23 protein-coding genes and 3 pseudogenes are annotated in these 25,460 nt (G+C 61.1%); 12 read left to right on the plus strand and 14 right to left on the minus strand.

Going from position 1 to position 25,460, the window contains the following annotated elements:
* Nucleotides 1–233: 233 nt before the first annotated feature.
* Both BM416_RS31035 and BM416_RS00805 read right to left on the minus strand, forming a co-directional pair.
* A pseudogene (locus BM416_RS31035) lies at nucleotides 234–327 on the minus strand (hypothetical protein); the annotation flags it as partial.
* A gap of 226 nt (nucleotides 328–553) precedes the next feature.
* Entirely contained in the window at nucleotides 554–1,303 is a 750-nt protein-coding gene (locus BM416_RS00805; RefSeq protein ID WP_092484270.1) for a glucose 1-dehydrogenase, read from the minus strand.
* Between the two features lie 99 nt (nucleotides 1,304–1,402).
* Between BM416_RS00805 and BM416_RS00810 the strand changes: the two genes are divergently transcribed.
* Complete coding sequence (locus tag BM416_RS00810) at nucleotides 1,403–1,762, plus strand: winged helix-turn-helix transcriptional regulator (RefSeq protein WP_092484273.1); 360 nt, start codon at nucleotides 1,403–1,405, stop codon at nucleotides 1,760–1,762.
* A 98-nt stretch (nucleotides 1,763–1,860) separates the two neighbouring features.
* On the opposite strand, the pseudogene BM416_RS00815 reads toward BM416_RS00810, so the two are convergent.
* The 5 genes and pseudogenes from BM416_RS00815 to deoC form a co-directional block, all read right to left on the minus strand.
* Nucleotides 1,861–2,244: pseudogene (locus BM416_RS00815) on the minus strand (response regulator); the annotation flags it as partial.
* 2 nt (nucleotides 2,245–2,246) lie between these two features.
* A complete protein-coding gene (locus tag BM416_RS00820) occupies nucleotides 2,247–3,575 on the minus strand; it encodes an ATP-binding protein (RefSeq protein WP_092484279.1) in 1,329 nt (442 codons plus the stop codon).
* A 12-nt stretch (nucleotides 3,576–3,587) separates the two neighbouring features.
* The gene (locus tag BM416_RS00825; protein WP_065941511.1) at nucleotides 3,588–4,199 is read right to left on the minus strand and encodes a chemotaxis protein CheC; all 612 of its coding nucleotides are present in this window, start codon (nucleotides 4,197–4,199) and stop codon (nucleotides 3,588–3,590) included.
* A complete protein-coding gene (locus BM416_RS00830) occupies nucleotides 4,199–4,558 on the minus strand; it encodes a response regulator (RefSeq protein ID WP_065927544.1) in 360 nt (119 codons plus the stop codon). The genes BM416_RS00825 and BM416_RS00830 overlap by 1 nt, the downstream gene beginning before the upstream one ends.
* Nucleotides 4,559–4,747: 189 nt before the next feature.
* Nucleotides 4,748–5,431 carry a deoxyribose-phosphate aldolase gene (deoC, locus tag BM416_RS00835; RefSeq protein ID WP_092484282.1) on the minus strand — a complete coding sequence of 228 codons (684 nt, stop codon included), beginning with the start codon at nucleotides 5,429–5,431 and terminating at the stop codon, nucleotides 4,748–4,750.
* Nucleotides 5,432–5,559: 128 nt separating this feature from the next.
* Here deoC and deoR point away from each other — a divergent pair, with 128 nt between their 5' ends.
* Nucleotides 5,560–6,318, plus strand: coding sequence for a DNA-binding transcriptional repressor DeoR (gene deoR, locus BM416_RS00840; RefSeq protein ID WP_092484285.1), 759 nt, complete (start codon nucleotides 5,560–5,562; stop codon nucleotides 6,316–6,318).
* Here the strand turns inward: deoR and BM416_RS00845 are convergent.
* The 5 genes and pseudogenes from BM416_RS00845 to BM416_RS31045 all read right to left on the minus strand — a co-directional run.
* Nucleotides 6,315–7,361 (minus strand): aldose 1-epimerase family protein, encoded by a 1,047-nt coding sequence (locus tag BM416_RS00845; RefSeq protein ID WP_092484287.1) that lies wholly within the window; start codon nucleotides 7,359–7,361, stop codon nucleotides 6,315–6,317. The two genes, deoR and BM416_RS00845, sit on opposite strands and share 4 nt — an antisense overlap.
* On the minus strand, nucleotides 7,358–8,689 hold the full coding sequence (gene fucP / locus BM416_RS00850) for an L-fucose:H+ symporter permease (RefSeq protein WP_092484290.1): 1,332 nt from the start codon (nucleotides 8,687–8,689) through the stop codon (nucleotides 7,358–7,360). Before fucP ends, BM416_RS00845 begins: the two co-directional genes overlap by 4 nt.
* Before the next feature lie 26 nt (nucleotides 8,690–8,715).
* Entirely contained in the window at nucleotides 8,716–9,636 is a 921-nt protein-coding gene (gene rbsK / locus BM416_RS00855; RefSeq protein ID WP_092484293.1) for a ribokinase, read from the minus strand.
* Between the two features lie 200 nt (nucleotides 9,637–9,836).
* Nucleotides 9,837–10,700, minus strand: a complete 864-nt coding sequence (locus BM416_RS31040; RefSeq protein ID WP_371263379.1) for a methyl-accepting chemotaxis protein — start codon at nucleotides 10,698–10,700, stop codon at nucleotides 9,837–9,839.
* Nucleotides 10,695–11,450 (minus strand): annotated as a pseudogene (locus tag BM416_RS31045) (MCP four helix bundle domain-containing protein); the annotation flags it as partial. The gene BM416_RS31040 and the pseudogene BM416_RS31045, both read right to left, overlap by 6 nt.
* A gap of 136 nt (nucleotides 11,451–11,586) precedes the next feature.
* On the opposite strand from BM416_RS31045, the gene BM416_RS00865 reads away from it, so the two are divergent.
* Together BM416_RS00865 and BM416_RS00870 are read left to right on the plus strand one after the other, a co-directional pair.
* Nucleotides 11,587–12,795 carry a multidrug effflux MFS transporter gene (locus tag BM416_RS00865; protein ID WP_092484299.1) on the plus strand — a complete coding sequence of 403 codons (1,209 nt, stop codon included), beginning with the start codon at nucleotides 11,587–11,589 and terminating at the stop codon, nucleotides 12,793–12,795.
* 100 nt (nucleotides 12,796–12,895) lie between these two features.
* Nucleotides 12,896–13,753, plus strand: coding sequence for an SDR family oxidoreductase (locus BM416_RS00870; RefSeq protein WP_092484302.1), 858 nt, complete (start codon nucleotides 12,896–12,898; stop codon nucleotides 13,751–13,753).
* A gap of 16 nt (nucleotides 13,754–13,769) precedes the next feature.
* Here the strand turns inward: BM416_RS00870 and xerC are convergent, their stop codons facing one another.
* Nucleotides 13,770–14,684 (minus strand): site-specific integrase, encoded by a 915-nt coding sequence (xerC, locus tag BM416_RS00875; protein WP_092484305.1) that lies wholly within the window; start codon nucleotides 14,682–14,684, stop codon nucleotides 13,770–13,772.
* Between the two features lie 108 nt (nucleotides 14,685–14,792).
* Entirely contained in the window at nucleotides 14,793–15,605 is an 813-nt protein-coding gene (locus BM416_RS00880) for a M949_RS01915 family surface polysaccharide biosynthesis protein (protein ID WP_092484308.1), read from the minus strand.
* A 400-nt stretch (nucleotides 15,606–16,005) separates the two neighbouring features.
* Here BM416_RS00880 and arnC point away from each other — a divergent pair, with 400 nt between their 5' ends.
* From arnC to BM416_RS00920, 8 genes are read left to right on the plus strand one after another with little or no spacing between them, the layout of a single operon-like run.
* Nucleotides 16,006–17,043 carry an undecaprenyl-phosphate 4-deoxy-4-formamido-L-arabinose transferase gene (gene arnC / locus BM416_RS00885; protein WP_092484311.1) on the plus strand — a complete coding sequence of 346 codons (1,038 nt, stop codon included), beginning with the start codon at nucleotides 16,006–16,008 and terminating at the stop codon, nucleotides 17,041–17,043.
* Nucleotides 17,040–19,031 carry a bifunctional UDP-4-amino-4-deoxy-L-arabinose formyltransferase/UDP-glucuronic acid oxidase ArnA gene (arnA, locus tag BM416_RS00890; protein WP_092484314.1) on the plus strand — a complete coding sequence of 664 codons (1,992 nt, stop codon included), beginning with the start codon at nucleotides 17,040–17,042 and terminating at the stop codon, nucleotides 19,029–19,031. The genes arnC and arnA overlap by 4 nt, the downstream gene beginning before the upstream one ends.
* Nucleotides 19,031–19,915 carry a 4-deoxy-4-formamido-L-arabinose-phosphoundecaprenol deformylase gene (gene arnD, locus BM416_RS00895; protein ID WP_065946993.1) on the plus strand — a complete coding sequence of 295 codons (885 nt, stop codon included), beginning with the start codon at nucleotides 19,031–19,033 and terminating at the stop codon, nucleotides 19,913–19,915. The genes arnA and arnD overlap by 1 nt, the downstream gene beginning before the upstream one ends.
* The gene (arnT, locus tag BM416_RS00900; RefSeq protein ID WP_092484317.1) at nucleotides 19,912–21,567 is read left to right on the plus strand and encodes a lipid IV(A) 4-amino-4-deoxy-L-arabinosyltransferase; all 1,656 of its coding nucleotides are present in this window, start codon (nucleotides 19,912–19,914) and stop codon (nucleotides 21,565–21,567) included. The genes arnD and arnT overlap by 4 nt, the downstream gene beginning before the upstream one ends.
* On the plus strand, nucleotides 21,564–21,911 hold the full coding sequence (gene arnE / locus BM416_RS00905) for a 4-amino-4-deoxy-L-arabinose-phosphoundecaprenol flippase subunit ArnE (protein ID WP_065941524.1): 348 nt from the start codon (nucleotides 21,564–21,566) through the stop codon (nucleotides 21,909–21,911). The genes arnT and arnE overlap by 4 nt, the downstream gene beginning before the upstream one ends.
* Nucleotides 21,908–22,321 (plus strand): 4-amino-4-deoxy-L-arabinose-phosphoundecaprenol flippase subunit ArnF, encoded by a 414-nt coding sequence (arnF, locus tag BM416_RS00910; protein WP_065927529.1) that lies wholly within the window; start codon nucleotides 21,908–21,910, stop codon nucleotides 22,319–22,321. Before arnE ends, arnF begins: the two co-directional genes overlap by 4 nt.
* Nucleotides 22,318–23,697: a UDP-glucose dehydrogenase family protein gene (locus tag BM416_RS00915; RefSeq protein WP_092484320.1), complete on the plus strand. Its 1,380-nt coding sequence runs from the start codon at nucleotides 22,318–22,320 to the stop codon at nucleotides 23,695–23,697. The genes arnF and BM416_RS00915 overlap by 4 nt, the downstream gene beginning before the upstream one ends.
* Nucleotides 23,698–23,700: 3 nt before the next feature.
* On the plus strand, nucleotides 23,701–25,323 hold the full coding sequence (locus tag BM416_RS00920) for an ArnT family glycosyltransferase (RefSeq protein WP_092484322.1): 1,623 nt from the start codon (nucleotides 23,701–23,703) through the stop codon (nucleotides 25,321–25,323).
* Nucleotides 25,324–25,460: the final 137 nt, after the last annotated feature.

The raw sequence follows: 25,460 nt of genomic DNA on the forward strand, positions 1-25,460 counted from the left end.
CACTGCCGGCACACGAGCTGAAACGATGCTGGCAATCGAAGCGCCGGGCTGCACGCCATGTCCTGGTTTTTGTGGGGCTGGGTAACTGACTCGGGCGGACGGATAAGGCACTGAGTACGCCAATCCTCAAGAGGGAAATTGGAATCAAGGAAGAGGGCAGTCTGAGGAAAAAAGCAGGCGCTTGAATGACGCCAGTACTCCCGCCAAGGCCCGAGTGGCCCAATGTAAGCAGGCGTGCGTGAAGCCTTGGTGCGCACTTCGTCAGCCACTACGGCAAAACGCGGCGTTCAGGGCAAGCAGATTGGTCTGGTCGGCGATGTTGCGGATCATCTCGGCCAGGGGGCTCAACACTGAGAATGGCAGCGGGAGCTGGGCAGGATTAAGGCGAGCGGTTTTCTTCGAGGTGGCCGAGGAGAGGGAAGGCAGATTGGACAACATATGAACATATCTGACATAACACATAATTTAACATAATATACATTATGCGTAATGCGATGTTACGTAATGAGGGGCAGTGCCCGTCAGATTCCAACAGGCAAAACCCCTCTCTGGTTCAAACCTGAGCGAACCCTCCATCCACGAACATTTCGCTGCCGGTCATGAAACTGCTGTCGCTCGACGCCAGGAACAATGCCGCCGCCGCAACTTCTTCCGGTTGGCCGATACGGCCCAGTGGCAACTGCGCCGTCATGTCGTCAATGATTGCATCCTTCTGGCCGGTACTTGAAAGCGCCAGGTCCAGGCCCGGTGTCGAGATCGGTCCCGGTGAAAGTACGTTGACGCGAATACCGCTGCCTTTCAAATCCAGCGCCCAGCTCCTGGCGAAATTACGCAATGCGGCTTTCGTGGCGCTGTACACGCTGAACGCCGGTGTGCCCATGGTGCCGGTGGTCGAACCGGTGAGGATGACCGAACCACCGGCGTGCATCAGTGGCAGCGCTGTTTGCACGGTGAACAGTGTGCCTTTGACGTTGATGCCGAACGTGCGATCGAACGACTCTTCGGTGATCGACCCGAGCGGCTGGAAATCCCCCAGGCCTGCATTGGCGAATAGCACGTCTACGCGACCTTTGACGCTTTTGATTTGGGTGAAAATGCGCTCCAGGTCGTCCAGCCTCGAGATATCCCCTTGAATGGCGAGCGCTCCAGGCCCGATCAGCCCGAGCGCCTTGTCCAGTTCTTCCTGCCTGCGTCCCACAATCACAACCTGTGCACCTTCCGCTGCAAAGCGCATGGCGGTTGCCAGGCCAATGCCGCTGTTGCCACCGGTGATCACTGCAATTTTCCCGTCGAGCCTGCTCATGGTTAACTCCGAAGAATGTTGAGGCCCAACTCTAGATCCAGACTTTTCTTTTGAATAGTATGCACCTTTTAGTAAGTACCCCTTTGGAGCACCCATCACATGACGAACAACACCTTCAATTGCGGGCTCGAGGCTGCCCTGGCGGTGATTGGCGGCAAATGGAAACCGCTGGTCCTGTATAACCTGGCGCGACATGTTCATCGGTATGGCGAGTTAAGGCGTGCGATTGGCGGCGTGACCGACAAGGTGTTGATCCAGCAACTCAAGGAATTGGAACGCGACGAAATCATCGCGCGGATCGACTTCCAGGAGATCCCGCCCAAGGTCGAGTATTCCCTGACACCCTTCGGGCAGTCACTGGCCACTGCGCTGGGCGCGTTGTGCGTGTGGGGCACCGAACATATGGACACTGTCGAACGCATCAGCGAACGGCGTATCAGCGCCCTCGCCCAGGCCTGAGCCCTGCCCCCGATAGCCAACTCAACTAAATGACTATTTAGTTGAGTTATAGGCTTGGGGGCGAATTCGCAGTGTTACGCTCAGCGAGCACTCTTCATTTCCAGAGCCTGAGCGAGACTGAGCTTGAGCTCTTCATCATTCCAGGGCTTGCTGATGTAACGGAACACATACCCATCATTGATCGCCTGGGTGATCATGCTCATATCGGCGTAGCCGGTCAGCAGGATATTCACGCAGTGCGGGTCGCGCCTATGCACTTCGCGCAGCAAGGTCGGCCCGTCCATGAACGGCATGCGCGCGTCGCAGACGATCAGGTCGACCGCGTGTTGTTCGAAAAGGCTCAGCGCCTGGGCCCCGCTCGTGGCCAGCAGCAAATCGTAAGGCTTTGCGCGCAGCAGGCGCCGAAGGCTGTTGAGAATACTTTCCTCATCATCCACCAGCATGACGGTGTGTCGTTTTTCGCAGGAAGACAGCGTATCCATGATCAGCGTCCTTCAACGGCGCAGGTAGAGACAGCCTCTATCACCGGCTGGCGTAAGGGTAACCAGACGCGGAAGCGACTCCCCCTGCCCGGCTCACTGTCGACCGTGAGCCGTCCATGGTGCTTGACCATGATGCTGTACGACAACGACAGGCCAAGGCCCGACCCCATGCCCACCGGCTTGGTGGTGAAGAACGGTTCGAATATCCGGTTCTGGATTTCAAGGGGAATGCCATGGCCGTTGTCGGCGATTTCGACGAAGACTCCACCGTCCTCCCTGCCGCTGCTGATGGTGATTTCGCCGTCGGCACCCACGGCATGGCTGGCATTGATGAGCAGGTTCAGGAAGACCTGGTTGATCTGTGAGCCCATGCATTCGATGGGCTCGACATCGCCGTAGCGCTTGATCACCTGAGCCTTGAACTTGATCTCGCTCCAGATAACGTTGAGGGTACTGTCGAGCCCCTTGTGCAGATCGGCCAACTGCCATTCGTAACTGTCGACGTGGGAGAACTCGCGCAGGTCCTTGACGATGCGAGTGACCCGGTCAAGGCCGTCGACCGACTCGGCCAGCAGGTCGTCGATGTCCTGGCGCATGAAGGTGTAATCCATCTTGTCCCGCATCACCGCAAGCTCGGGATGAGCGTTGGCATGCCTGTCGTCGGTCGCCTGTTCATGGGCTTCGAGCAGCGCGAAGATGTCCACCAGGTAACGACGCAGGCTGTTGACGTTGGAGCCGACAAACCCGATCGGGTTATTGATCTCGTGGGCCACGCCTGCAGCGAGTTGCCCTATCGCCGCCATCTTCTCGGACTGCAGCAACTGCGCCTGTGCGTCTTCGAGCCGTGCGATCAGCAGTGCCTGGGCACCCTTCTCTTCTTCCAGCAACTTGTTAAGGTGCGTCAGCTCAAGTTGCCGGGCAGCGGTATCGGTCGTGTCACTGATGGCCAGGCCCACGCCGAGATTGCTGCCGTCGGCGTCTTGCACCGGGAAGAAGGTGCAGTTCTGATACATGTGCCGGACCAGCCCACTGATGGGCCGGGTGCTTTCGAAATTGAACAGGTGCGGCCGCTGCTGCCATGACGTGAACGCAAAGTTTTGCAGGGTAATGACGCTGTTGATCTTCTGCCGGGTCCAGGCCTCCGGCAGCTCCGGAAAGGCTTCGAACAGCGTACGGCCGACCAGTTCTTCCGCGCTGCGGCCACTGTTGATGGACATGAATTGGTTAGAGAACAGCACCTTGCAGTCCTGGTCGACCAGCAATACGCCCATGTTGATGGCCTTGAGCATCGACTCAAGGGTTTCCCGGGAAATTGCCTTGATGTCTGTCATGAAGAGATCCCTTCAAAGTTCGTCCAGCAAACGATCGATGGCCCGAACGACAACCCCAGCCGTACGTTCAGTGATGCAGATCAACAAGTCGCAGGAGAACTGATGAGCCTGAACCTCGAAACGGATTTCCAGCACCATCGCCAGGTGTTCATTCAGGTTCAATTCATCCAGTGCATTCGCCGCATGTTCGGTGTGGACGAGAATGGACGGTGCGTCATAGCTCACCTGAGTTGCCACCTGCCTTGCCAGGCCACTGATGCAGGCGCCGGTCAGGATGTTGGTGACATCAAGCATCAACTCGTGCTGCTGCTCCAGGCCGCTGCCCTTGTAGCCCAGCAGTTCGGCCAGTTCATCGGCCCCCTTGGAGCCAAAGCACACAAACACTTCGCCGCGTAACTCACCCAGAAAAGACTGGCGGGTGACGATCATGAAGCTCCGGCGCAGATGCTCCGGAATCAACAGGTTATTCTGTTCCCGGATCAGCGGGTGAATAAAGGGAACCGAAAGCGTCACCATGGTATCGGTCAGCAGCGCCAGTCGCTCGGCCGCCTGTCCCATGGCGATGTTCATCAGTTCCTGCAGGGCATCACGTTGGTCTTCGGTGAGTGCGGCCAAGGTTTCCATCAAAGCACTCCTATGACGTGCAAGGCATTGACCACAGCTTCAGCCGTAACCGGCTTGGCTACGAATGCAGCAGCGCCCAGGTCGAATACCCGTTGCCGGGCCAGGGGTTGGATGTCTGCACTGATCACCACGACGACCACATTGGCGTCTTCGCGCTTGAGTGCCTCCAGGGTCTGGAAGCCGTCCATGACGGGCATGGTGAGGTCGAGAAAAAGCAGGTCGACCAAACCGGCGTGGTAAGCCTCCATCACCTCGGCACCGTTGCAGGCCTGGCGAACATCTTCGGTCAGTGATTCCGGCAGGGAACGCAAGACCATCTTGCGGGACATGGATGAATCATCGGCGATTAGAACTTTCATGGTGCACTCCACAGGTATGAAGTGTCCTGCGGCCTCGGCCGAGGCCGGAGAAATCAAGACTTCATTGAATCTTCCAATCACTCTAGCGTGACATATAGCAAAGAGCCATGAAGAAATCCGGATAGTGCTCTAATGATTTGCGCAGCCTGTAGGTATTTCCCTACAGGCTGCCAAGCGCCGGCCCGAAACTCAGTAACCACTGGCCGCCGTCATCGCCCCGCCGACAATCGCAATCCCCGAACTGCTGCCCAAGCGTGTCGCGCCAGCTTCAATCATTTTCAGTGCTGTCGGATAATCGCGCACGCCCCCGGACGCCTTGACCCCAACCGCGGCGCCCACGGTTTTACGCATCAGGGCCACGTCTTCGGCGGTGGCACCGCTTCGGCTGAACCCCGTGGAGGTCTTGACGAACGCCACACCCAGGTCTCGGCAGATTTCGCAGGCCTGGACTTTCTCTTCGTCGTCCAGCAGGCAGGTTTCCAGGATGACCTTCAACGGCACGACGCCGCAGGCCTTGTGGACCAAGGCAATGTCTTCGCGCACCGCCTCCAGCAAGCCGTCCTTCAACCAGCCGATATTGAGCACCATGTCGATCTCCCCTGCCCCGGCGGCAATCGCCCGTTCGGCTTCGAAGGCCTTGGTGTCGCTCAGGCCGGCGCCCAGGGGAAAGCCCACCACGGCACAAATCACCACGCTGTCGTCGGTCAGGCAGGAAGCGGCGTAAGGCACCTGCCCTGAGTTCAGGCACACCGAATAAAAACCGTGCTCCCGAGCTTCCTCGCACAAGGTGCGAATCTGCTCGCGGGAGGCGTCGGGCGCCAGCAAGGTGTGATCGATGTACTTGGCCAATGCTGCGGGTTGAAGAGTGTTCATTTAACGTGCCCTTGCCTGTATGTTGCGAATGGTCGTGTGCCGCTTGTCACAGCACTCACACTAATGCGTTATAATAATAACAGTAAATGTTACTTATCTAACACAAACAATCAAGCCCTGGAATACTCGTGGACAGTAGAAAAGCCGAGCGACTCAAGCTTATCCAACAAGCCTTGCAGGACCAGAACGCCATTCACCTGAGGGAAATGGCGGCGCTGCTGGAGGTTTCGGAGATGACCCTGCGCCGCGATCTCAATCACTTCAGTGATCACCTGCGCCTGCTGGGTGGCTACATCACCCGGGTCGGCAGCGAGGTCAGCGATTACCGGGTTGCCGAGCAGGACACCCGCCACGTCGAGGAAAAGCGCCGCATCGGCAAACTCGCCGCGCGCCTGATCCAGCCCGGTGACACGGTGTTTTTCGACTGCGGTACCACCTCGCCGTTCGTGATCGACTTCATCCCCGACGACTTGGAGTTCACGGCGGTGTGCAGCTCGTTGAACGTGCTGCTCAAGCTGCATAACAAGCCCAACTGCCACATCGTGTTGTGCGGCGGCACCTTCCATCGCAAGAACCAGGTGTTTGAAAACAGTGCCGAAAGCAGCATCCTCGACAGCGTGCGCCTGACCTGGGCCTTCGTGACTGCCGCTGGCGTCAGCCAGGCATTCGGCGTGACGTGCTTCAACTTCAATGAAGTCGAGGTCAAGCAAAAGGTCATGCGCCAGGCCCAGCAACGTGTGTTGCTCGCCGACTTCAGCAAGTTCGACACGGTGCGCACCGCTCACTTCGCCGCCCTGGAGGACTTTCAGTACGTGGTCAGCGACAAGAAAATCCCCCGCAGCTACAAGGACGCCATCCAGGCCCACGGCGCGCAATTGCTGGTTTAACCCAGCAACCGCTGGCGTTCCTGCACGCTCAGGTAGCCGGTGGTGACACTGAACGAAGCGCTGGCTCCCGCCGCCAGCAGACGCACGTGGCCTTTGGCTTTCTCGGCGTTATAGCCCTCGGGTTCGCACGTCGATGGCAGCACGAACGCCGCCACTTGCTGGTCCGGCGTGTGCAGGATCCAGCGTGCGGCGTGCTCGAATTGTTCGGGCCGATAGCGGGTGTAGAACGCCGCGCCATCGGGATGATCCAGCAGGAAGTGCGCCTGGCCGGTGGCGTCCGTGCCGACGCCGTCGAAGAAAAACACGATTTCAGGGGCGTACAACCCTGGCTGATCGAGACAGGCCAATTGCCGGGGTTGTTCGGCCAGTTGCGCCATGTAGGCACTCCAGTCCGGCGTCGGCTTGACGTGGCCCGGAATACTGGTGCGCAGGCGCAGGCGCTGCGTGCCCCATGGCTCGACAAACCGCGCGCCGGCCACAAAGGCGTAGTTCATGTGGGCCATGTACATCAGCTCCATCGGCTTGCCGGCCAGGTTGGTCACGTCCATGTCGATATCGAACACCGCCGAATCGGCGCGCAGGGTCACGCTGGGGCACGCCCGGTAGCGATCGCCGAAGCCCTTGGCGTATTGATAGCAACCGCCCAGGCGCACAAAGCCCTCGCCGAGGTCCAGCCAGGCCGAGTCCATCGGGGCGCAAGGCATTTCGCCGTGCAAGGCATGGGTGTCATCCGGCGCCGGGCAACCGTTGCGCAGCAAGCCACTGTGAAACATGAAGCAGCCGTAGGTATCGATGACCGCCGGACTGGGCCGGGGTTGCTCGAACAGGTTGCTCATGGTCAGGTCACAGCCGTCGAACACCGCCGACCAGATCATCTGCCCTTGATAAGGCAGCAGCACCAGGCGTCCACGGCTGTTCTCCAGGCTCACGGCCTGTACGCCGGACGGATAGATCCAGGCACTGACCTTGAAATCCTCGGACTGCAACAGGACTCTCTCCTGCTCGGCAAACACCGCTGGATACAGCGGGATCCGCGTATTCATGAGGCCACCGCCGCCGCAGCACTCGACGCTAACGTGCCGGGTTGGCGCATGCACTTGACCGCGTACATCACTATCACGATAAAGCACAGCAACGGCACGCTGTAGGCCAGCTGCATATTGCCGCCGCTGGCATCGGACAACAGGCCCTGGAAGATCGGAATCACCCCGCCGCCGACGATACTCATCACCAGCAATGAACCGCCGACGCCGGTGTCTTCACCCAGGCCATCGATGGTCAGGCCGTAAATGGTCGGCCAGCACGGGCCGAGGAAAATACTCACGCCGACCGCTGCGTACACCGCCGAAATGTTCGGCACCAGAATGGTGTAGGCCAGCAGCACAATGCACAGCACACCGTAGATCGCCAGGACCTTGGCCGGATGCAGGCGGCGCATCAACAGGTTGGCGATCATCTTGCCGACAAAGTAGGCGGCAAAGGTGGTCAGCAAAAACCATGAAGCGCTGCGCTCATTCATTCCGCCCATTTGCATCGCCAGGCGAATGGTGAAACTCCACACGCCGACCTGGGCGCCCACGTAGAGAAACTGCGCCAATACGCCAAAGGTAAAGCGCGGGTTACGCCACAGCCGGCCCAGGCTGTGGCGCAGGCTGCCAGGCTTGCTGTCAGCCGGCTTATTGCCCTTGCAGGCGGGGAACCGGGTGATCGCGACCAGGATAAACATCAGCACCAGCACGGCGATCATCCACTTGTAGGGCAACAGCGTGGACTGGATCATCTGCAACTGCTGCACGGCGGCCTCGGAGGCGCTCATCCGGGTCAGTTGTTCCGTGGTCGCGTCGGTGTCCTTGAACATCACGAAACTGCCGACGTACACCCCTGCCATCGCACCGAAGGGGTGGAACGTCTGCGAGATGTTCAAGCGCCGCGTCCCGGTTTCCCGGGGCCCCATCAGGGTCGAGTAGGTGTTGCAGGCGGTTTCCAGGAACGACAGGCCGGCGGCAATCACAAACAGCGCCAGCAGGAACATGCCGTACTTGGCCGTCGACGCCGCCGGGAAAAACAGCAGGCAGCCGAACATGTACAGCAGCAACCCGATCAGGATCGTGCTCTTGTAGCTGAAGCGGCGCACCACCATCGCCGCCGGAATCGCCACGAAAAAGTAGCCCATGTAAAACGCCGACTGCACAAAGGCGGTCTGGAAATCACTGAGCAAAAACGCTTTCTTGAAGTGTGCGATCAGCACGTCATTCATGCTTGCCGCCGCCGCCCACAGCGCAAAGATGCTGCACAGCAGGATAAAGGCGAACCAGGGCGTGCGGTTCAGGTAGAAACCATCGGGTGTCTGTTGCAGCGCAGGTTTGTTCATTATTGTTCTCCGGGCTGGTTTGGGGGTTACGGCTGTTGCTGGAAACGGGCGAACGCCTCGCTGTCGGGATATGACGTCTGGGTGCCCAGGGCCATGACCGAGCAGGCGGAATACGCCACGGCCTGTTCCATGGCCTGCCGGATACCGCCGTCGCGGCTCCAGTGCTGAATGAAGCAACCGATAAAGGCATCGCCGGCGCCCGTGGTGTCCCGTGCCACGACCTTTCGGCCCGGCAGCCGGAATTCGCCCTCCTCTCCCACGTACAACGCACCGTGTTCACCGAGGGTGACGATCACGTGACGAATGCCGCTGGCCACCAGCGTGCGCGCGGCACGCTGGGCGGCGTCCGGCGAGTCCACGACCTGGCCGGTGATCAACGCCAGTTCCGATTCATTGGGGATCAGGAAGTCCAGTTGCGCCAGATGCTCCCCGCTTAGGCCGGCCAGGGCCGGTGCCGGGTTGAGCAGCACCGCGATGCCGTGCCGGTGCGCAAATTCGATGGCGTAGTAGACCGTCTCCAGATTGATCTCCAACTGCAGCACGATCAGCGTGCACTCGCGCAGGTCGGCGGCCGCTGCGTCGATGTCCGCCGGCAACAAATGCGCATTGGCGCCTTTGACGATCAGAATGCTGTTGTGGGAGTCGGCCCGCACAAAAATCGGCGCGACACCGCTGGAAACCCCAGGCACCCGCTGCACATGACGGGTGTCGATACCAAAACGCTGGAAGTTGGCCAGGGTGTTGTCGGCAAACATGTCGTCGCCGACCTTGCTCAACATCAGCACCTGCGCCCCAAGCTTGGCTGCCGCCACCGCCTGGTTCGCCCCCTTGCCGCCACACCCGAGGGCAAAACCAGGCGCTTCCAGGGTTTCGCCCTGGGCCGGCATGCGGTCGATGTAGGTGATCAAATCCACCATATTGCTGCCGATGACTGCGATCTTGCTCATTGCTATTCCACCTTGTTGCAACACGACCAGGCAGGTCGTGGTGCTCTTGTTTTGTTATTTAAATAACATTAGGTGTGAATATTCAATCTTTTTTTTGCAAAGCACGGCCAACGAGCCCTCCGGGTGGGCCGGTGGACCGGGCAAAAAAAACCGACCCACAGGGGGCCGGGCCATAAAGCGTGTATCAGGTCTGTGCGGTGTTACAGGCTGAAGCGATCCACGGATTGCGACAACTTGCCGGCCAACCCGGCCAGTTCATCGGTGGTCGAGGCGGTTTCGCCGATGATGCGGCTGTTGTTTTCCGACATCCCTGCAATCATCTCCACCTGGTGGGAGATCTCGTTGCTGGCCAGGCTCTGTTCACCGATGGTGCGCGAGATGTCGTTCACCAACTCGGTGGTATTGAGGGTGGCCTGCAGAATATCGCGGATCGCTCGCTCCACCTCGGCAGTCACCGCCATGCCTTTGTCCACTTGGGTGACGCCCTCCTCCATGCTGGTCACCGCTTCCCGGGTGTTCTGCTGGATGCGCCCGACCATGCTGGCAATTTCCTGGGTCGAGGCGCTGGTGCGACCCGCCAGGCTGCGCACTTCATCGGCGACCACCGCAAAGCCGCGTCCCTGCTCGCCGGCGCGGGCGGCTTCAATCGCGGCGTTCAGGGCCAACAGGTTGGTTTGGTCAGCGATGCCCTTGATCACTTGGATAATGCTGAAGATCGCCTCGGACTCCTTGTCCAGCGTACGAATGACCTGGGCCGATTGCTGCGCTGAGCGAGCAATACCATCCATATCCTTCACCACCTGGTGGATCACCCGGCCGCCATCCTTGGCCAGGGCTTCGGCTTGGTTGGCCATGTCCAGGGCGCGTCCGGCATGCCGGGTGATTTCCTCGATACTGGCGGTCATTTCACTGGCCGCCGCCGCCATGGTGCTGGCGGCCGCGCTTTGCTGCTGGCTGCTGCCGGCGACGTCATGGCAGCCCTGGCTCAAGCGTTCACTCATGCCATTGACGCCATGGGCATTGCTGCGCACCACCTCGATCATGCCGCGTAGATCTCGCTGCATGGTGGCAAGGCTGCGGATCAACGAGCTGGCTTCGTCCTTGCGCTTGGGTTCGACAATCGGCTCGCTCAAGTTGCCCCGGGCGATACTGGCGGCAATGCGGCTGGCGGCCTGCAGCGGCGCCATGATGCTCGACAACACCCAGCGCCCCTGGGCCAGCAGCAGCAACAGGCTGGCGAGCAATACGGCGCCCAAGGTCAAATTTGCGTGGCTGATGGTCTGCCGCGTGCTGGCGCTGGTCTCCTGGGTATTGCTTTCGATCAGCTCGCTCATCGCCGCCATTTGATCTTCCAGCTGGGAAAACGCCTTGTTGAAGGTGTCCAGTTCCCCGCGAGCGGCCTCGGGATTCTCCAGTGCCAGCGCGACGATGCGCTCGCCGGCACTGATATAGGTGTCCAGGCTGGGTCTGATTTTTTCCAGGCCGGTCTTGATCGTGGCATCCAGCGGCAACTTGAGGTTGTCCCCCAGTACCTGACGGAAATGCTCGGCGTGTTCCTTCAACGAGGTGTTGACCTCATCCTTGCTGCTGGTGCTTTTGCCCAACCCCACGAGCATGGCAGACAGCACGTCGGCACGCAGTGCGTCGTGCATCATGTCGGCTTCCATATGGTTGCGCAGGACCGTCATGCTCACCTCGCTATCCTGTACGGCCTGGCTCATCCGAACATTCCCCAGGTAGCCGGCCAGGCTCATGACCAGAGCCGTGAGCAACCCAGTGGCAATCAACAGCATCAAGCGTAATTTGATCGTCATGCTGACATCCCCATACCCAACCGTCGAAGCAACGTTCTTACCGTTATCGGCATCAATCCCTGTTAGTGAAGCCTAAGTTTGCGGATCTGCGCGGATCCCTTAAGCTGATCGACTTTTGCCCTGCCGGAAACCGCCCATGTCCCGAAGTATTGCCCACCTTGCGTTACTGCTGGGGTTGATCACCGCCGTCGGCCCGTTCGCCATCGACATCTACTTGCCCGCCCTGCCCACCCTGGGCGCCAGCCTGCACGCCTCGCCGGCGGCGGTACAGATGAGCCTCACGGTATTTTTCATGATCATTGGGGTTTGCCAGCTGTTCTACGGACCGATCAGCGATGTGTTCGGGCGCAAGCCGCCGATTTACGCCGGGCTGCTGATCTTTGCGGTGGGCAGCGTCGGCTGCGCGCTGGCGCCTACGATTGAAGTGCTGATTGGCTTTCGCGCCGTGCAGGCCTTCGGCGCCTGTGCCGGGATGGTGATTCCCCGGGCGATCGTGCGCGACCTGTACACCGGCCATGAAGCCGCGCGGCTGATGGCCTTGCTGATGCTGGTGATGAGTGTGTCGCCGATTCTCGCGCCGCTGGCCGGCAGCCTGGTGATTTCGTTGTGGAGTTGGCGCGAAGTGTTCGCCGTGCTCGCGGTGGTGGCCGTGCTGTGCCTGGTGATGACAATTGTGCAGCTGCCCGAAACCCATCCCGCCGAGCGCCGGCTGGGCAAGACCTTGGGCACGGCGTTCAGCAGCTACGGCGCACTGCTGCGTGACCCGGTCTTCATCGGTCTGTCGGTGGTGTGCGGGTTCGGGCTGGCGACGTTCTTTGTGTTTATCGGCAGTGCGCCCTTCGTGTATATCGAATACTTCGGCCTCACGCCTACCCAGTTCAGCCTGTGTTTCGCCCTGAACGCCGCGTCGTTTTTTGCCATGAGCCAACTCACTGCACGCTTGAGCGCGCGCTTCGGCCTGGCGCCACTGATTCGTTGGTCGGTGGTCGCCGTAGCCGCCGTGATGGTGCTGCTGGCCGCGACCACGCTGTGGGTCGACAGCCTGGCCTTGATGATGGCGTTGCTGTTTATCGGCTTCGGTTTCCTCGGCCTGCTGTTGCCGGCGGCGGGCGTGTTATCCCTGGAAGATCATGGTGCTGTGGCGGGCTCTGCCTCCGCGCTGTTGGGGGCCATCCAGATGATCACCGCTGCCGTGTCCATGACCCTGGTCGGTGTGTTTGCCGACCACACGCCGGCGCCTATGCTGGTCGGCATTGCGCTGTGCGCCGTCGCGGCGATGCTCACCACCCTATGGACCTTGCGCCGCCTGCCGGCGCACCTGGCGAGCGCCCCGCCCCACGGCTGAGCGATACCGCTCGTCGGGCCTGGCCGGCATCCATTACAACTATCGCCGGCCATGAAACTACTAATCCCATAGCACCGTTCGAAACCTATGGAGATTGGAAATGACTGACTACCCACGCCCGCCCTTCGCCCCCCAGGCGCAAAACGTGCCTGGTACCCAACGCAAGATGGACCCGTATCCGGACTGCGGGGAGCAGAGCTATAAAGGCTCCGGTCGATTGGCCAACAAGATCGCCCTGATCACCGGCGCCGACAGCGGCATTGGCCGCGCAGTGGCCATCGCCTTCGCCCGTGAAGGCGCCGATGTGGCCATCGCCTACCTGGACGAACACGAAGACGCCAGGGAAACCGCGCGCTGGGTCGAGGAAGCCGGCCGCCAATGCCTGTTGCTGCCCGGTGACATCGCGCAAAAAGCCACCTGCCAGGCGCTGGTCGACAAGACCGTGGAACAGTTCGGGCGCATTGACGTGCTGGTCAATAACGCGGCATTCCAGATGACCCACGAAACGCTCGAAGAGATCGAGGATGAGGAATGGGTCAAGACCTTCGATATCAACATCACCGCGATGTTTCGCATCTGCAAGGCTGCGCTGCCGCATATGAAGGCCGGCAGTTCGATCATCAACACCAGCTCGGTGAACTCCGACATGCCCAAGCCGACCCTGCTGGCCTATGCCGCCACCAAGGGCGCAATCGCCAACTTCACCGGCGGCTTGGCGCAACTACTCGGCAGCAAGGGCATCCGCGTCAACAGCGTCGCGCCCGGCCCGATCTGGACGCCGTTGATCGTGGCGACCATGACTGATGAAGACGTGCAGAACTTCGGCAGCGAAACACCGCTGGGCCGCCCCGGCCAACCGGTGGAAGTGGCGCCGATTTATGTGCTGCTGGCGTCGGACGAGGCCAGCTATATCTCGGGTTCGCGTTATGCGGTCACCGGCGGCAAACCGATTCTGTAGGTCCGCGGCTGTTCGTCTACAGATCAAACCGATCCACCGCGCGCCGCCGCTCGTTGTCGTCACGCACGTCATAGCTGGCGGTGGTCTGGATATTGGTGTGGTGCGCCAGCTTTTGTGCAATCGACAGGTCATGCTCCTCGATCACCCGCGTGATGAACGAGCGGCGAAAATCGTGGGGCATGATCTTCACCCCCACCTGCTCACCCCGCTGGCGGGCGATGTAGTAAATCGCGTGCTTGGTGATACGTTCCCGGGTGAGATGGCTGCCCCTTCGTATGCGGTTGAACAGGAAGCTGTCGTCCTGCTCGCCTTCCTTGAGTTGCTCGCGCCTGAACGCCAACCAGGCCTGCAGCTTGGCGAAAGCCCAGTCCGGTGCATACTTGACCAGCTCCTTGTTGCCCTTGCCGATCACCCGCAAGCTGCGTTCATCGAAGTTGATCTGCGCCAGGTCGAGGTTGACCGACTCGGATTTGCGCATGCCCGAGCCATACAGGATGCCGATGACCGCTGCATCACGCAGGCCCTGGGGGCGAGGGTCGGCGGCGCAGACCTCCATCATTTCCCGGATCAACGTGCGTCGCAGATTGCGGCCCTGGCCCAGGCGCGTGCCGGGCGTGGCCTTGACCGTGCGCATTTTCAGGAGATGTTCCTGGCTGATCAGGCTCATGCGCCAGGCTTCGTTCATCACCCCGCGCACGGCATTCACGTACAGGGATGAGGTATTCGGCGCGTAGCCGTCTTCACGCAACGCTGCGACCAGGGCGATGACATGTTCGGGTTGCAGCAGGTGCCAGTCGATGTCTTCGAGGTTGATGTCTTCGAAGCCCAGGCGGTCGGCGGCGTCCTGCAGCACGTAGCGCATGGTCAGTTGGCTGGAGGGGGCCAGGCGGGTGAGGTAGAGGGTCAACGGGTTGCGGATAGACTCGGTCAAGGTAGATCAGCCTTTGGATTAAATACCTCGAACAACTCATTGTTTAATCGAGGTATTTAGTGAATTGGCGAAGACCGAGTCTAACCCAGGAAAAGCCCTGGCACAAAATCACGGTGCCGTGTCTTCATCCTCGGTGGGCGCCTGGGGCTGGGTCTGGGCCTGGCTCCATTCGGCATCCTGCTTCTGCATCAGGGCGAACCAGTGCTGACGCATAAAGGCCAGGTAAGCTTCCGGCGCCTTGGCAAAGTCCTTCTCATCGCCATAGCAACCCGGCAACGGCAACTCCGTGCCCTGCTCCTTGTACTGGCTGACCAGCGCCTGCTGCCCGGCCACGCTGCAATCCTTGGGCAGCGGCATGCCACGCAGGGCCCCGGCCTCTTCATCCCACCAGGCTGCGCCGACCCGGTCGACCCCGCGCAGGCGGTACTTCTGCGACTTGCCGACATGCATGATCAGCTTGAATTCGTTGGGGCTGACATCGCTGGTGCAGGTGCGTGAATAGCCCACGGTGGCCTGGGTAATGCCATCGCCGGTGAGGTCGGTCACCTTGGTCGCGGCCATGTCGAAGCGCAGCGCCGCATCGAACTGGCAATGCTGCACGTCGTCGTAGAGCATCCACATGCGCTTGGGACGGTCACCGTCGATCAGGTATTGGGCCGCGTAGACAAATGCCGACTGGGTGCCGTCATCCTCGCGTTCGCTGACCTGCTCGGAGAGCACCAGCAGGTTCTTGCCCTGGCGGTCGTCCCAGGTATAGGCGGCGACCTGCCTGCCGCGCACTTCAACACCCTCAGGCACTTGGGCGAGCGCGGTGAGCGCCACGCCATCATCTGCCCGTACGGCGCTGACGCAGGCCGCCGTCATCAACAATCCGATCAAAACGGGCCGCCATTGGCCGCTTATACGCTGCACGCTATTCATCCGAGTACCCTGGCAAGAGATGGCTTACTTTACCGGCACTTGAGGCGCATTGCAGAGAAGATTCTTCAATTAGGACCAAGGGCTGGCGGATTAAAGCGCCTCACCTGCAGACAACGCCTATTTAGCCTGCAGACCTTCCCCTGCCATACCTGAGTTGCCTAGCTGAACCCTAGCTGTCTACCTGTCAAATAAACGAGTTTTTCATCTGCCTTTCATATCTGTTGCACATTTTTGCGCTTAATCTTGAACGTGAAACTTCAGAGCGAGTCCCACAACACCAGCTAACCTGTTGATTAAACTTCAACTTTTGCGCCGTTTTTTACCTGCGAGCCCTACGTTTGCCCAATGATCACTGCTGTTTTCACGCTCCAAGTTGCTCTAGCCCCGAGGTCATGAATCTTTGAAACCCTACCCTATTCATTGCGTGTCGATCGTTATCCCGGTCTACAACGAACAAGAAAGCCTGCCTGAACTGCTGCGTCGCACCACCGCCGCCTGCAAGCAACTGGCCTACGAATACGAAATCATCCTGGTGGATGACGGTAGCCGCGACAACTCCGCCCAATTGCTCGAAGACGCCGCCGCGCAAGACGGCAGCAACGTGGTGGCGGTGATCCTCAATCGCAACTACGGGCAGCACGCGGCGATCATGGCCGGTTTCGAGCAGTGCCGGGGCGAAGTGGTGATTACCCTCGACGCCGACCTGCAGAACCCCCCCGAAGAAATCCCGCGCCTGGTGGAACAGGCCGCCCTGGGCTACGACGTGGTCGCCACCGTACGCAACAATCGCCAGGACTCGGCCTTTCGCCGCTGGCCTTCGCGCCTGATCAACCTCGCCGTGCAACGCTCCACCGGCGTGGCCATGAGCGACTACGGCTGCATGCTGCGCGCTTACCGGCGCACCATCGTCGACGCCATGCTCGCCTGCCGCGAGCGCAGCACCTTCATCCCGATCCTGGCCAACGGCTTTGCCCGTCACACCACCGAGATCCTGGTGCACCACGCCGAGCGTGAACACGGCGAATCCAAATACAGCGCCATGCGCCTGATCAGCCTGATGTTCGACCTGCTGACCTGCATGACCACCACGCCGCTGCGCTTGCTGTCTATCGTCGGCTTCAGCCTGGCGGCGCTGGGCGTGTTCTTCGCCTTTGCGTTGATCGTGATGCGCCTGGCCTTCGGCGCCGACTGGGCTGGCGACGGTCTGTTCGTACTGTTCGCGGTGCTGTTCGTGTTCACCGGCGGCCAGTTCATCGGCATGGGCCTGCTGGGTGAATACCTGGGCCGCATGTACAGCGACGTGCGTGCGCGCCCCCGCTTCTTTATTGAAAAAGTGCTGCGCAACCAACCGGCAGCACCGGCACCCGTGGTCGTCGTCGACGGCCTGGTGTCCTCCCATTCCACCACCACTTTTCCTTCCGATCAGGTTTCGTCATGAATTCAAAAGCCGTTGTCTTCGCTTACCACGATATTGGCTGTGCGGGCATTGAAGCCCTGCTGACTGCCGGCTACGACATTGCCGCCGTGTTCACCCATGCCGACGACCCCAAGGAAAACAATTTCTACGCTTCCGTCGCCCAACTCTGCGCGCGCAACGGCATCCCGGTACATGCGCCGGAAGACGCCAACCACCCGCTGTGGATCGAGCGTATTGCCAAGCTGAACCCGGAATACATCTTCTCCTTTTACTACCGCAACCTGCTGAGCGAGCCGCTGCTGGCCACCGCCAGCAAAGGTGCGTTCAACCTGCACGGCTCGCTGCTGCCTAAATACCGTGGCCGCGCACCGGCCAACTGGGTGCTGGTCAACGGCGAAACCGAAACCGGCGTGACCCTGCACCGCATGGTCAAGCGCGCCGATGCCGGGGCGATCCTGGCCCAGCAAAAAGTCGTGATCGAGCGCACCGACACCGGCTTGACCCTGCACGCCAAGCTGCGTGATGCGGCCACCAGCCTGCTGCGCGACGCCCTGCCGCAACTGGCTGCGGGCAAGCTGACGGAAACGGCCCAGGACGAAAGCCAGGCCACCTACTTTGGTCGCCGTACGGCCGCCGACGGCAAGCTGGAGTGGAAAAAGCCCGCTGAAGAACTGTTCAACCTCGTGCGCGCGGTGACTCAACCGTACCCGGGGGCGTTCTGCGCCGTCGGCGAGCACAAGCTCATCGTCTGGCAAGCCGAAGTGGTCAAGGGCAATGAAGGCCTGGCGCCGGGCCGTGTGATCAGCGTCAACCCGCTGCGCATCGCCTGCGGCGAAGACTCCCTGGTGGTCAAGTTCGGCCAGCGCAACGACAACGGCCTGTACCTGGCCGGCCCGTCACTGGCCAACGAACTGGGCCTGGTCGACGGCTCCGTGCTGCGCGGTGCCGAGTCCGGCCGCAAGCCGCGCCGGACCCGCGTGCTGATCCTCGGTGTGAACGGCTTTATCGGTAACCACCTGTCCGAGCGCCTGCTGCGTGACGACCGTTATGAAGTCTACGGCCTGGACATCGGCTCCGACGCCATCGAGCGCCTGCGCAGCCACCCGAACTTCCATTACGTCGAAGGCGACATCAGCATCCACACCGAGTGGATCGAGTACCACATCAAGAAGTGCGACGTGGTCCTGCCGCTGGTGGCCATCGCCACACCGATCGAATACACCCGCAACCCGCTGCGCGTGTTCGAGCTGGACTTCGAAGAAAACCTCAAGCTGGTGCGCTACTGCGTCAAGTACAACAAGCGCGTGATCTTCCCGTCGACCTCCGAAGTCTATGGCATGTGCCAGGACCAGTACTTCGACGAAGACACCTCCAACCTGGTGGTCGGCCCGGTCAACAAACAACGCTGGATCTATTCGGTCTCCAAGCAACTGCTGGACCGCGTGATCTGGGCCTACGGCGCCAAGGGCCTGAACTTCACCCTGTTCCGTCCGTTCAACTGGATGGGCCCGCGCCTGGACCGCCTGGATTCGGCGCGTATCGGCAGCTCCCGGGCGATCACCCAACTGATCCTGAACCTGGTGGAAGGTACGCCGATCCGCCTGTTCGACGGTGGCGAGCAGAAGCGTTGCTTCACTGACATCGCCGACGGTATCGAAGCCCTGGCGCGCATCATCGATAACGACAACGATGCCTGCAACGGCCAGATCATCAACATCGGCAACCCGGAAAACGAAGCCAGCATCCGCCAGTTGGGCGAAGAGCTGCTGCGTCAGTTCGAGGCGCACCCGCTGCGCGGCAACTTCCCGCCGTTCGCCGGTTTCCGCGACGTCGAGAGCAAGGCGTTCTACGGCACCGGTTACCAGGACGTGGCACACCGCAAGCCAAGCATCGAAAACGCCAAGCGCCTGCTGAACTGGGAGCCGACCGTGGAGATGAGCGAAACCATCGGCAACACGCTGGACTTCTTCCTGCGTGAAGCCATGCTCGAAATCGCGGACAAAAAGTAATGAAGGCAGGCTTGCGCATCGACGTCGATACCTACCGCGGCACCCGTGAAGGCGTGCCACGGTTGCTCGAATCCCTGGATGAGGCCGGGGTCAAGGCGACGTTCTTCTTCAGTGTCGGGCCGGACAACATGGGGCGCCACTTGTGGCGCCTGATCCGCCCGCAGTTCCTGTGGAAGATGCTGCGTTCCAACGCGGCCGGCCTGTACGGCTGGGACATCCTGCTGGCCGGCACCGCCTGGCCGGGCAAGCCGATCGGCCGTGACCTGGGGCACTTGATGCGTCAGGCCAAGGCGGCGGGGCATGAAGTCGGCCTGCACGCCTGGGATCACCACGGCTGGCAGGCCAACACCGGGCGTTGGAGCGATGCACAGCTGGTGGAGCAGATTCGACGCGGCGTGGAGACCCTGAGCGACATCCTCGGCGAACCCATCGACTGTTCGGCGGCCGCCGGTTGGCGTGCCGACGAGCGTGTGGTGCAGGCCAAGCAAGGTTTCAACTTTCGCTACAACAGCGATTGCCGGGGTACCAGCCTGTTTCGGCCGACATTGGCCGACGGCAGCGCGGGTACGCCACAAATTCCGGTGGACCTGCCGACCTTCGACGAAGTCGTCGGGCCGGTGGTGGCCGCCAAGGACTTCAACGGCTTCATTCTTGACCGGTTTGCCGAGTCGAAGCTCAACGTCTACACGATCCACGCAGAAGTAGAAGGGATTCTGATGGCCAACGATTTTCGCCAGTTGCTCGCCCAGGCAGGGCAGCGCGGCATCGACTTCAAACCCCTGGGCGACTTGTTGCCTGCGGACCTGACCACCCTGCCCCGGCAACACCTGGTGCGCGGCGCATTAAGCGGCCGTGAGGGGTGGCTCGGAGTGCAGCAGGCATGATCCGGCGTTGGGCCTTGCCCCTGCTCCTGCTGGCGTTCGGTGTGTTTTACCTGTTGCCGCTGACCACCCACGGCCTGTGGATTCCGGATGAAACCCGCTATGCACAGATCAGCCAGGAAATGCTGCTGACCGGCAAGTGGGCCTCGCCGCACTTCATGGGGATCCGCTACTTCGAAAAACCCGCTGCCGGTTACTGGATGATCGCGCTGGGCCAGGCGATCTTCGGGCAGAACCTGTTTGGCGTGCGCTTCGCCTCGGCGCTGAGCACCGGCTTGAGCATCCTGCTGGTGTACCTGGTGTCGCGCCGCTTGTGGAATGACCCGCAAAAAAGCCTGGTCAGCAGCGTGCTGTACATGAGTTTTGTCAGCGTGGCGGCTTTAGGGGGCTATGCCAACCTCGACCCGCAGTTCACGTTCTGGGTCAACCTGACCGGCGTTGCCCTGTGGTTCTGCTTCGACAGCACCACCCGCAACGGCCGCCTGGGAGCCTGGGCGCTGCTCGGTTTTGCCTGTGGCATGGGCTTTATGACCAAGGGCTTCCTGGCGTGGCTGTTGCCGGTGTTGATCGCCCTGCCCTACGCGATCTGGCAGAAGCGCTTTCGCGAACTGCTCGGTTACGGCCTGGTCGCAGTAGTCGTGGCTATTGTGGTGAGCCTGCCGTGGGCCCTGGCCGTGCACCTGCAAGAGCCGGACTACTGGAACTTCTTCTTCTGGCACGAGCACATCCAGCGCTTTGCCGGCGACGACGCCCAGCACGCCGAACCGTTCTGGTACTACCTGCCGCTGCTGATCGCCTTCTGCCTGCCGTGGGTGGCGCTGTTGCCGTCCACCCTGAAACAGGCGTGGCAGGAAAAACGCGCGGCGAAAATCGCCTTTCTGTTGTTGTGGCTGCTGATGCCCCTGGCGTTTTTCAGCCTGGCCAAGGGCAAGTTGCCCTCCTACATCATGCCGTGCCTGCTGCCGCTGGCGTTGTTGATGGGCCACACCCTGGCCGACAAACTGGCCCAGGCCCGTGGGCGCGTCTTGCGCATCAACGGCTGGCTGAACCTGGTCATCGGCGTGTTGGCCTTGCTCGCGCTGACGTGGGTCCAACTGAAAAAACCGGTGTATGAGCACGGCAGTGAAACCCTCAGCCTGGTGCTGGTGTTTGTCTTCCTGTTCGGCTGGATCGTCGCCAACCTGCTGCAAGCGTCGCGCCCGCTGCGCTTGTGGGCGGCGCCGGTGATCGGCAGCTGGTTGCTGGTGGCGCTGGTCCCGGCCGCATTGCCCCATTCGGTGGTTTATAACAAGACCCCGGACCAGTTCATCATCGATCACCTCCAGGAGTTGAGCCAGACCAGCGCGTTGCTGAGCAACGACCTCGGCGCGGCCTCCGCCCTGGCGTGGCGCGTCAAGCGCCCGGACGTGACCCTCTATAACACCGTCGGCGAAGTGAAATATGGCTTGGCCTTCGACGATGCGGCCCATCACAAGGTCGACACCACGCAGGTCCAACAGTGGATGAGCGACGCACGCAAACTCGGCGCGGTCGGAGTGGTGATGCGCGTCAAGGGTGACGACGAACTCGCCGAAGTGGACTTGCTGCCCAAGGACGGCAATCGCTACGAGCAAGGCAATATCGTGATCCTGGTGTTCCCGCAGGTTGCGCCATGATCACACTGCTCCTGTTATTGGCGGCCTGCCTGCTGACATGCATGGGCCAGGTCTCGCAGAAATTCGCCGTGGAAGGCTGGCGCGACCAGCCCGACGGTTGGGCGCTGAAACTGCGCTCGCCATGGTTGTGGTCGGCCCTGCTGTGCCTGGGTTTTGGTTTGCTGGTGTGGTTGCTGGTGTTGCAGCGCCTGGAAGTCGGCATCGCCTACCCGATGCTCAGCCTCAATTTTGTCCTGGTCACCCTGGTGGCGCGCTGTGTATTCAAGGAACCCATCGACACACGGCATTGGCTGGGCGTGGTGCTGGTGATTGCCGGTGTGGTGCTGCTGGGGCGCCAGGTATGAGCCGCGTGCGTGGGTTTGCCCTGGCCCTGGGCAGCGTTGGCCTGGTGAGCGCCGCCCAATTGGGTATGCGCTGGAGCATGACGCGCCTGCCCTTGCCTACCGAATGGCTGACCGCGTTCAACAGTAACGCCATCGACTTCACCGCGTTGGGCGTAGTGAGCCTGGCGATCCTGGCCTACGCGCTGTCGATGCTCTGCTGGCTCGGTGCCCTCAAGCACCTGCCCCTGGGCCGAGCCTATTCGCTGCTGAGCATCAGCTACGCGCTGGTGTACCTGCTGGCCGCCAGCCTGCCGGTGTTCAACGAACATTTTTCCCTCTCGAAAACCCTGGGGGTGGCGCTTGTCATCCTTGGTGTGCTGGTTATTAACTCTCGCCGTGCTAGCGCTGCAAGCGCCAGGAATGCCCCATGAAAATCAGTGTATTTGGTAGTGGTTACGTCGGTCTGGTACAGGCCACCGTATTAGCCGAAGTCGGTCACGATGTCATCTGCATGGACGTCGATCAGAACAAGGTCAAGCTCCTGCAGCAAGGCCATGTGAGCATCTTCGAGCCGGGGCTGGCGGCCATGGTCAAGGAAAACCTGGAGAGCGGGCGACTGCACTTCACCTTTGACGAAAAGCTCGCCGTCGAACACGGCGAAGTGCTGTTTATCGCGGTGGGTACACCGTCGGATGAAGACGGCTCGGCGGACCTCAAGTATGTGCTGTCGGTGGGCGATGCGGTGGCCCGCCACCGTATCGAACCGGTGATCCTGGTGGAGAAATCCACCGTGCCGGTGGGCACGGGTGACACTCTGCGGGCGCATATCGAAAGAGCCCTGCACCTGGCCGGTCGGCACCTGGAGTTCGATATCGTCTCCAACCCGGAATTCCTCAAGGAAGGCTCGGCCGTTTCCGACTGCCGCCGCCCGGACCGCATCATCATCGGCTGCGAGCGCGAAGAAGTGCGCGACGTGATGCGCGACCTGTACGCGCCGTTCAACCGCAACCATGACCGCATCATCTTCATGGACCTGCGCAGCGCCGAACTGACCAAATACGCCGCCAACTGCATGCTGGCCACCAAGATCAGCTTTATCAACCAGATCGCCGAACTGGCCGAACACCTGGGCGCCGATATCGAAGCCGTGCGCCTGGGCATCGGTGCCGACTCGCGCATCGGCTACCACTTTATCTACCCCGGCTGCGGCTACGGCGGCTCGTGCTTCCCCAAGGACATGCGCGCCTTGATCCACAGCGCCAAGCAGGCCAACTGCTCCAGCGACCTGCTGGAAGCCGTGGAAGCCATCAACCAGCGCCAGAAGAGCAAGCTGTTCGAACGTATCAATGCGTTCTTCCAGGGCAACCTGCGCGGCAAGACCTTTGCCCTGTGGGGCCTGGCGTTCAAGCCCAATACCGACGACATGCGCGATGCGCCTAGCCGCGTGCTGATGGAAGCCCTGTGGGCCGCCGGCGCCACTGTGCGGGCGTTCGACCCGGAAGCCATGCAGGAAACCCAGCGCATCTACGCTGACGAGGAGCGGCTGATGCTGATGGGCACGCCGGAATCCACGTTGCTCGGCGCCGATGCGCTGATCGTCTGCACCGAATGGCAGCAGTTCAAGGCGCCAGACTTCGAGCTGATCCACCAGCGCCTGAAAACCCCGGTGATCTTCGACGGCCGCAACCTGTATGACGGTGAGCGCCTGGCGCGCAAAGGCTTCCAGTATTACCCGATCGGTCGTGGCGATTCCTGCCAGTTGCCGATCCCCCAGCAACAGTGGGTGCCGCAGGTCGTGGAAGCCTGAGTCGTGAACAAGGCTCAACCGTCCCTGCTCAGCCCGACGATCCGCCGCCAATCCCTCGGCTTGGGATTGCTGGCGCTGCTGCTGTTCATCGCCGGCAGCTGGCACCAGGCGATTATCGGTTTCGACTCACGCTTCGTGGTGTTTGCCCAGGAGATGCTGCGCCATGGGCCGGGCTTTTTCCCCACCACGTACGGGCAGCCGTATGCCGATTACCTGGCCACCTCGACGCTGATGACCTGGCTGTTGTCCCTGCCCCTGGGCGAGGTCACCAGCCTCACGGCCTGGCTGCCCACGTCGATTGCCTCGGCAGTGATCGTCATCCTGGTGTATCGCCTGACGGCGCCCTACTCCCAGCGTTGGGGGCTGCTGAGCATCGCGCTGTTGTTGCTGAGCAGTACCTTCATCAGTGAAACCCGTGCGGTATCCCTTGACCAGATGCTCGCCGCCATCGCCCTGGCGGTGTTCTACCTCGGTTATGCCCATGATCATTTCGGTGCGGGCAGACGCCTGTACTGGCTGTACCTGCTGCTGATCCTCGGCTTTGCGATTCGCGGGCCGATCGGGCTGGTCATTCCCACGGGTGTGCTGTGCAGCTACTACCTGATCAACCGGCAATGGCGCCAACTGTTCAGTTTTGGCCTGCTGGCCCTGGCGCTGCTGGCGGCCTGTGTCGGCCTGCTGTTGCTGATGGCCAAGCTCAGTGGCGGCGAGAGCTTCATGCAGGATGTGATCCGCATGCAGTTCCTGGGGCGCATGGACGGCAGTGAAGGCTCCAGTGGCGCGTTGTATTACTTCACCAGCTCGCTGGGCAACTACGCCCTCGCCTATCCCGTGGCGCTGCTGGTGCTGCTGGCGGTTGCGGTCGATGGGCGCCGCGTGCCGACGCCGGCGTTGCAACTGGTGTTGTACTGCGCCGCCGCAGGCTTGCTGGTGATGCTGGGCCTGTCGATTCCCCAGGCAAAGAAGGCTCGCTATGTGCTGCCGATGTTGCCGATGGCGGCGATCATTGCGGCGTACCCGTTCCAGGCCGCTGAGGGGCGGCTGTTTGCAGGGTTGCGTGGGCTGATGCTGGGTCTATGGACGCTGCTGCCAGGCCTGCTGATCGTCGGGCTGGTATTCGCGCGGCCACGCTATCCGCAGCAGTTGAGCGAGCTGGGGCCGGTGTTCGCCGTTCTCGGCGTATTGCAAGCCTTGGCATTGCTGGCGTTGTTCAGGGCTCGCCTGCGGCCGCTGGGTCCGGCGCTTGCCGCCGTGCTTGCGGTGTGGGCAACCTATATTGCCGTGGTCGAACCGCTCGAACGCAGCGTCTACGACACCCGCACCTTTACCCTGCAAGTGCATGAGCAGGTCAAGCAACAGCGCGCGCCCGTGGTATTGCACGGCCTGGGCAAAGACGCCAAGGCGATCAAATACATGGTCAACCTCGACTGCGACCAGGTGCCGTTGTTTACCCAACAAGCCTCTGACCTGGCACCGCTGCAAGGGCCGGCGTGGCTGGTGATGAGCCAGGCGGATTTCGAAGGGCTCGAAGACCCGCGCTTTGCCTCTATCACGCCTACGTTGACCGGTGAGTTCGACCGAAACCCCTATGTGCTGCTGCACCTGGCTAAACCTGCTCAACCTTGAGTTGCGTCTGAAACCCAACTGTAAACTCGATGGCCACATGCGGTAGCTATCTACCGCTCCGCCACGCCTTGATAACCTCATTATTTTTGTATTTAACCCTCATTAATATGCATTGGCGCTGCCCTGCCGGGCGCGGC

The sequence above is a fragment of the Pseudomonas sp. NFACC42-2 genome, from assembly GCF_900116055.1.
Lineage (GTDB): Bacteria > Pseudomonadota > Gammaproteobacteria > Pseudomonadales > Pseudomonadaceae > Aquipseudomonas > Aquipseudomonas marginalis.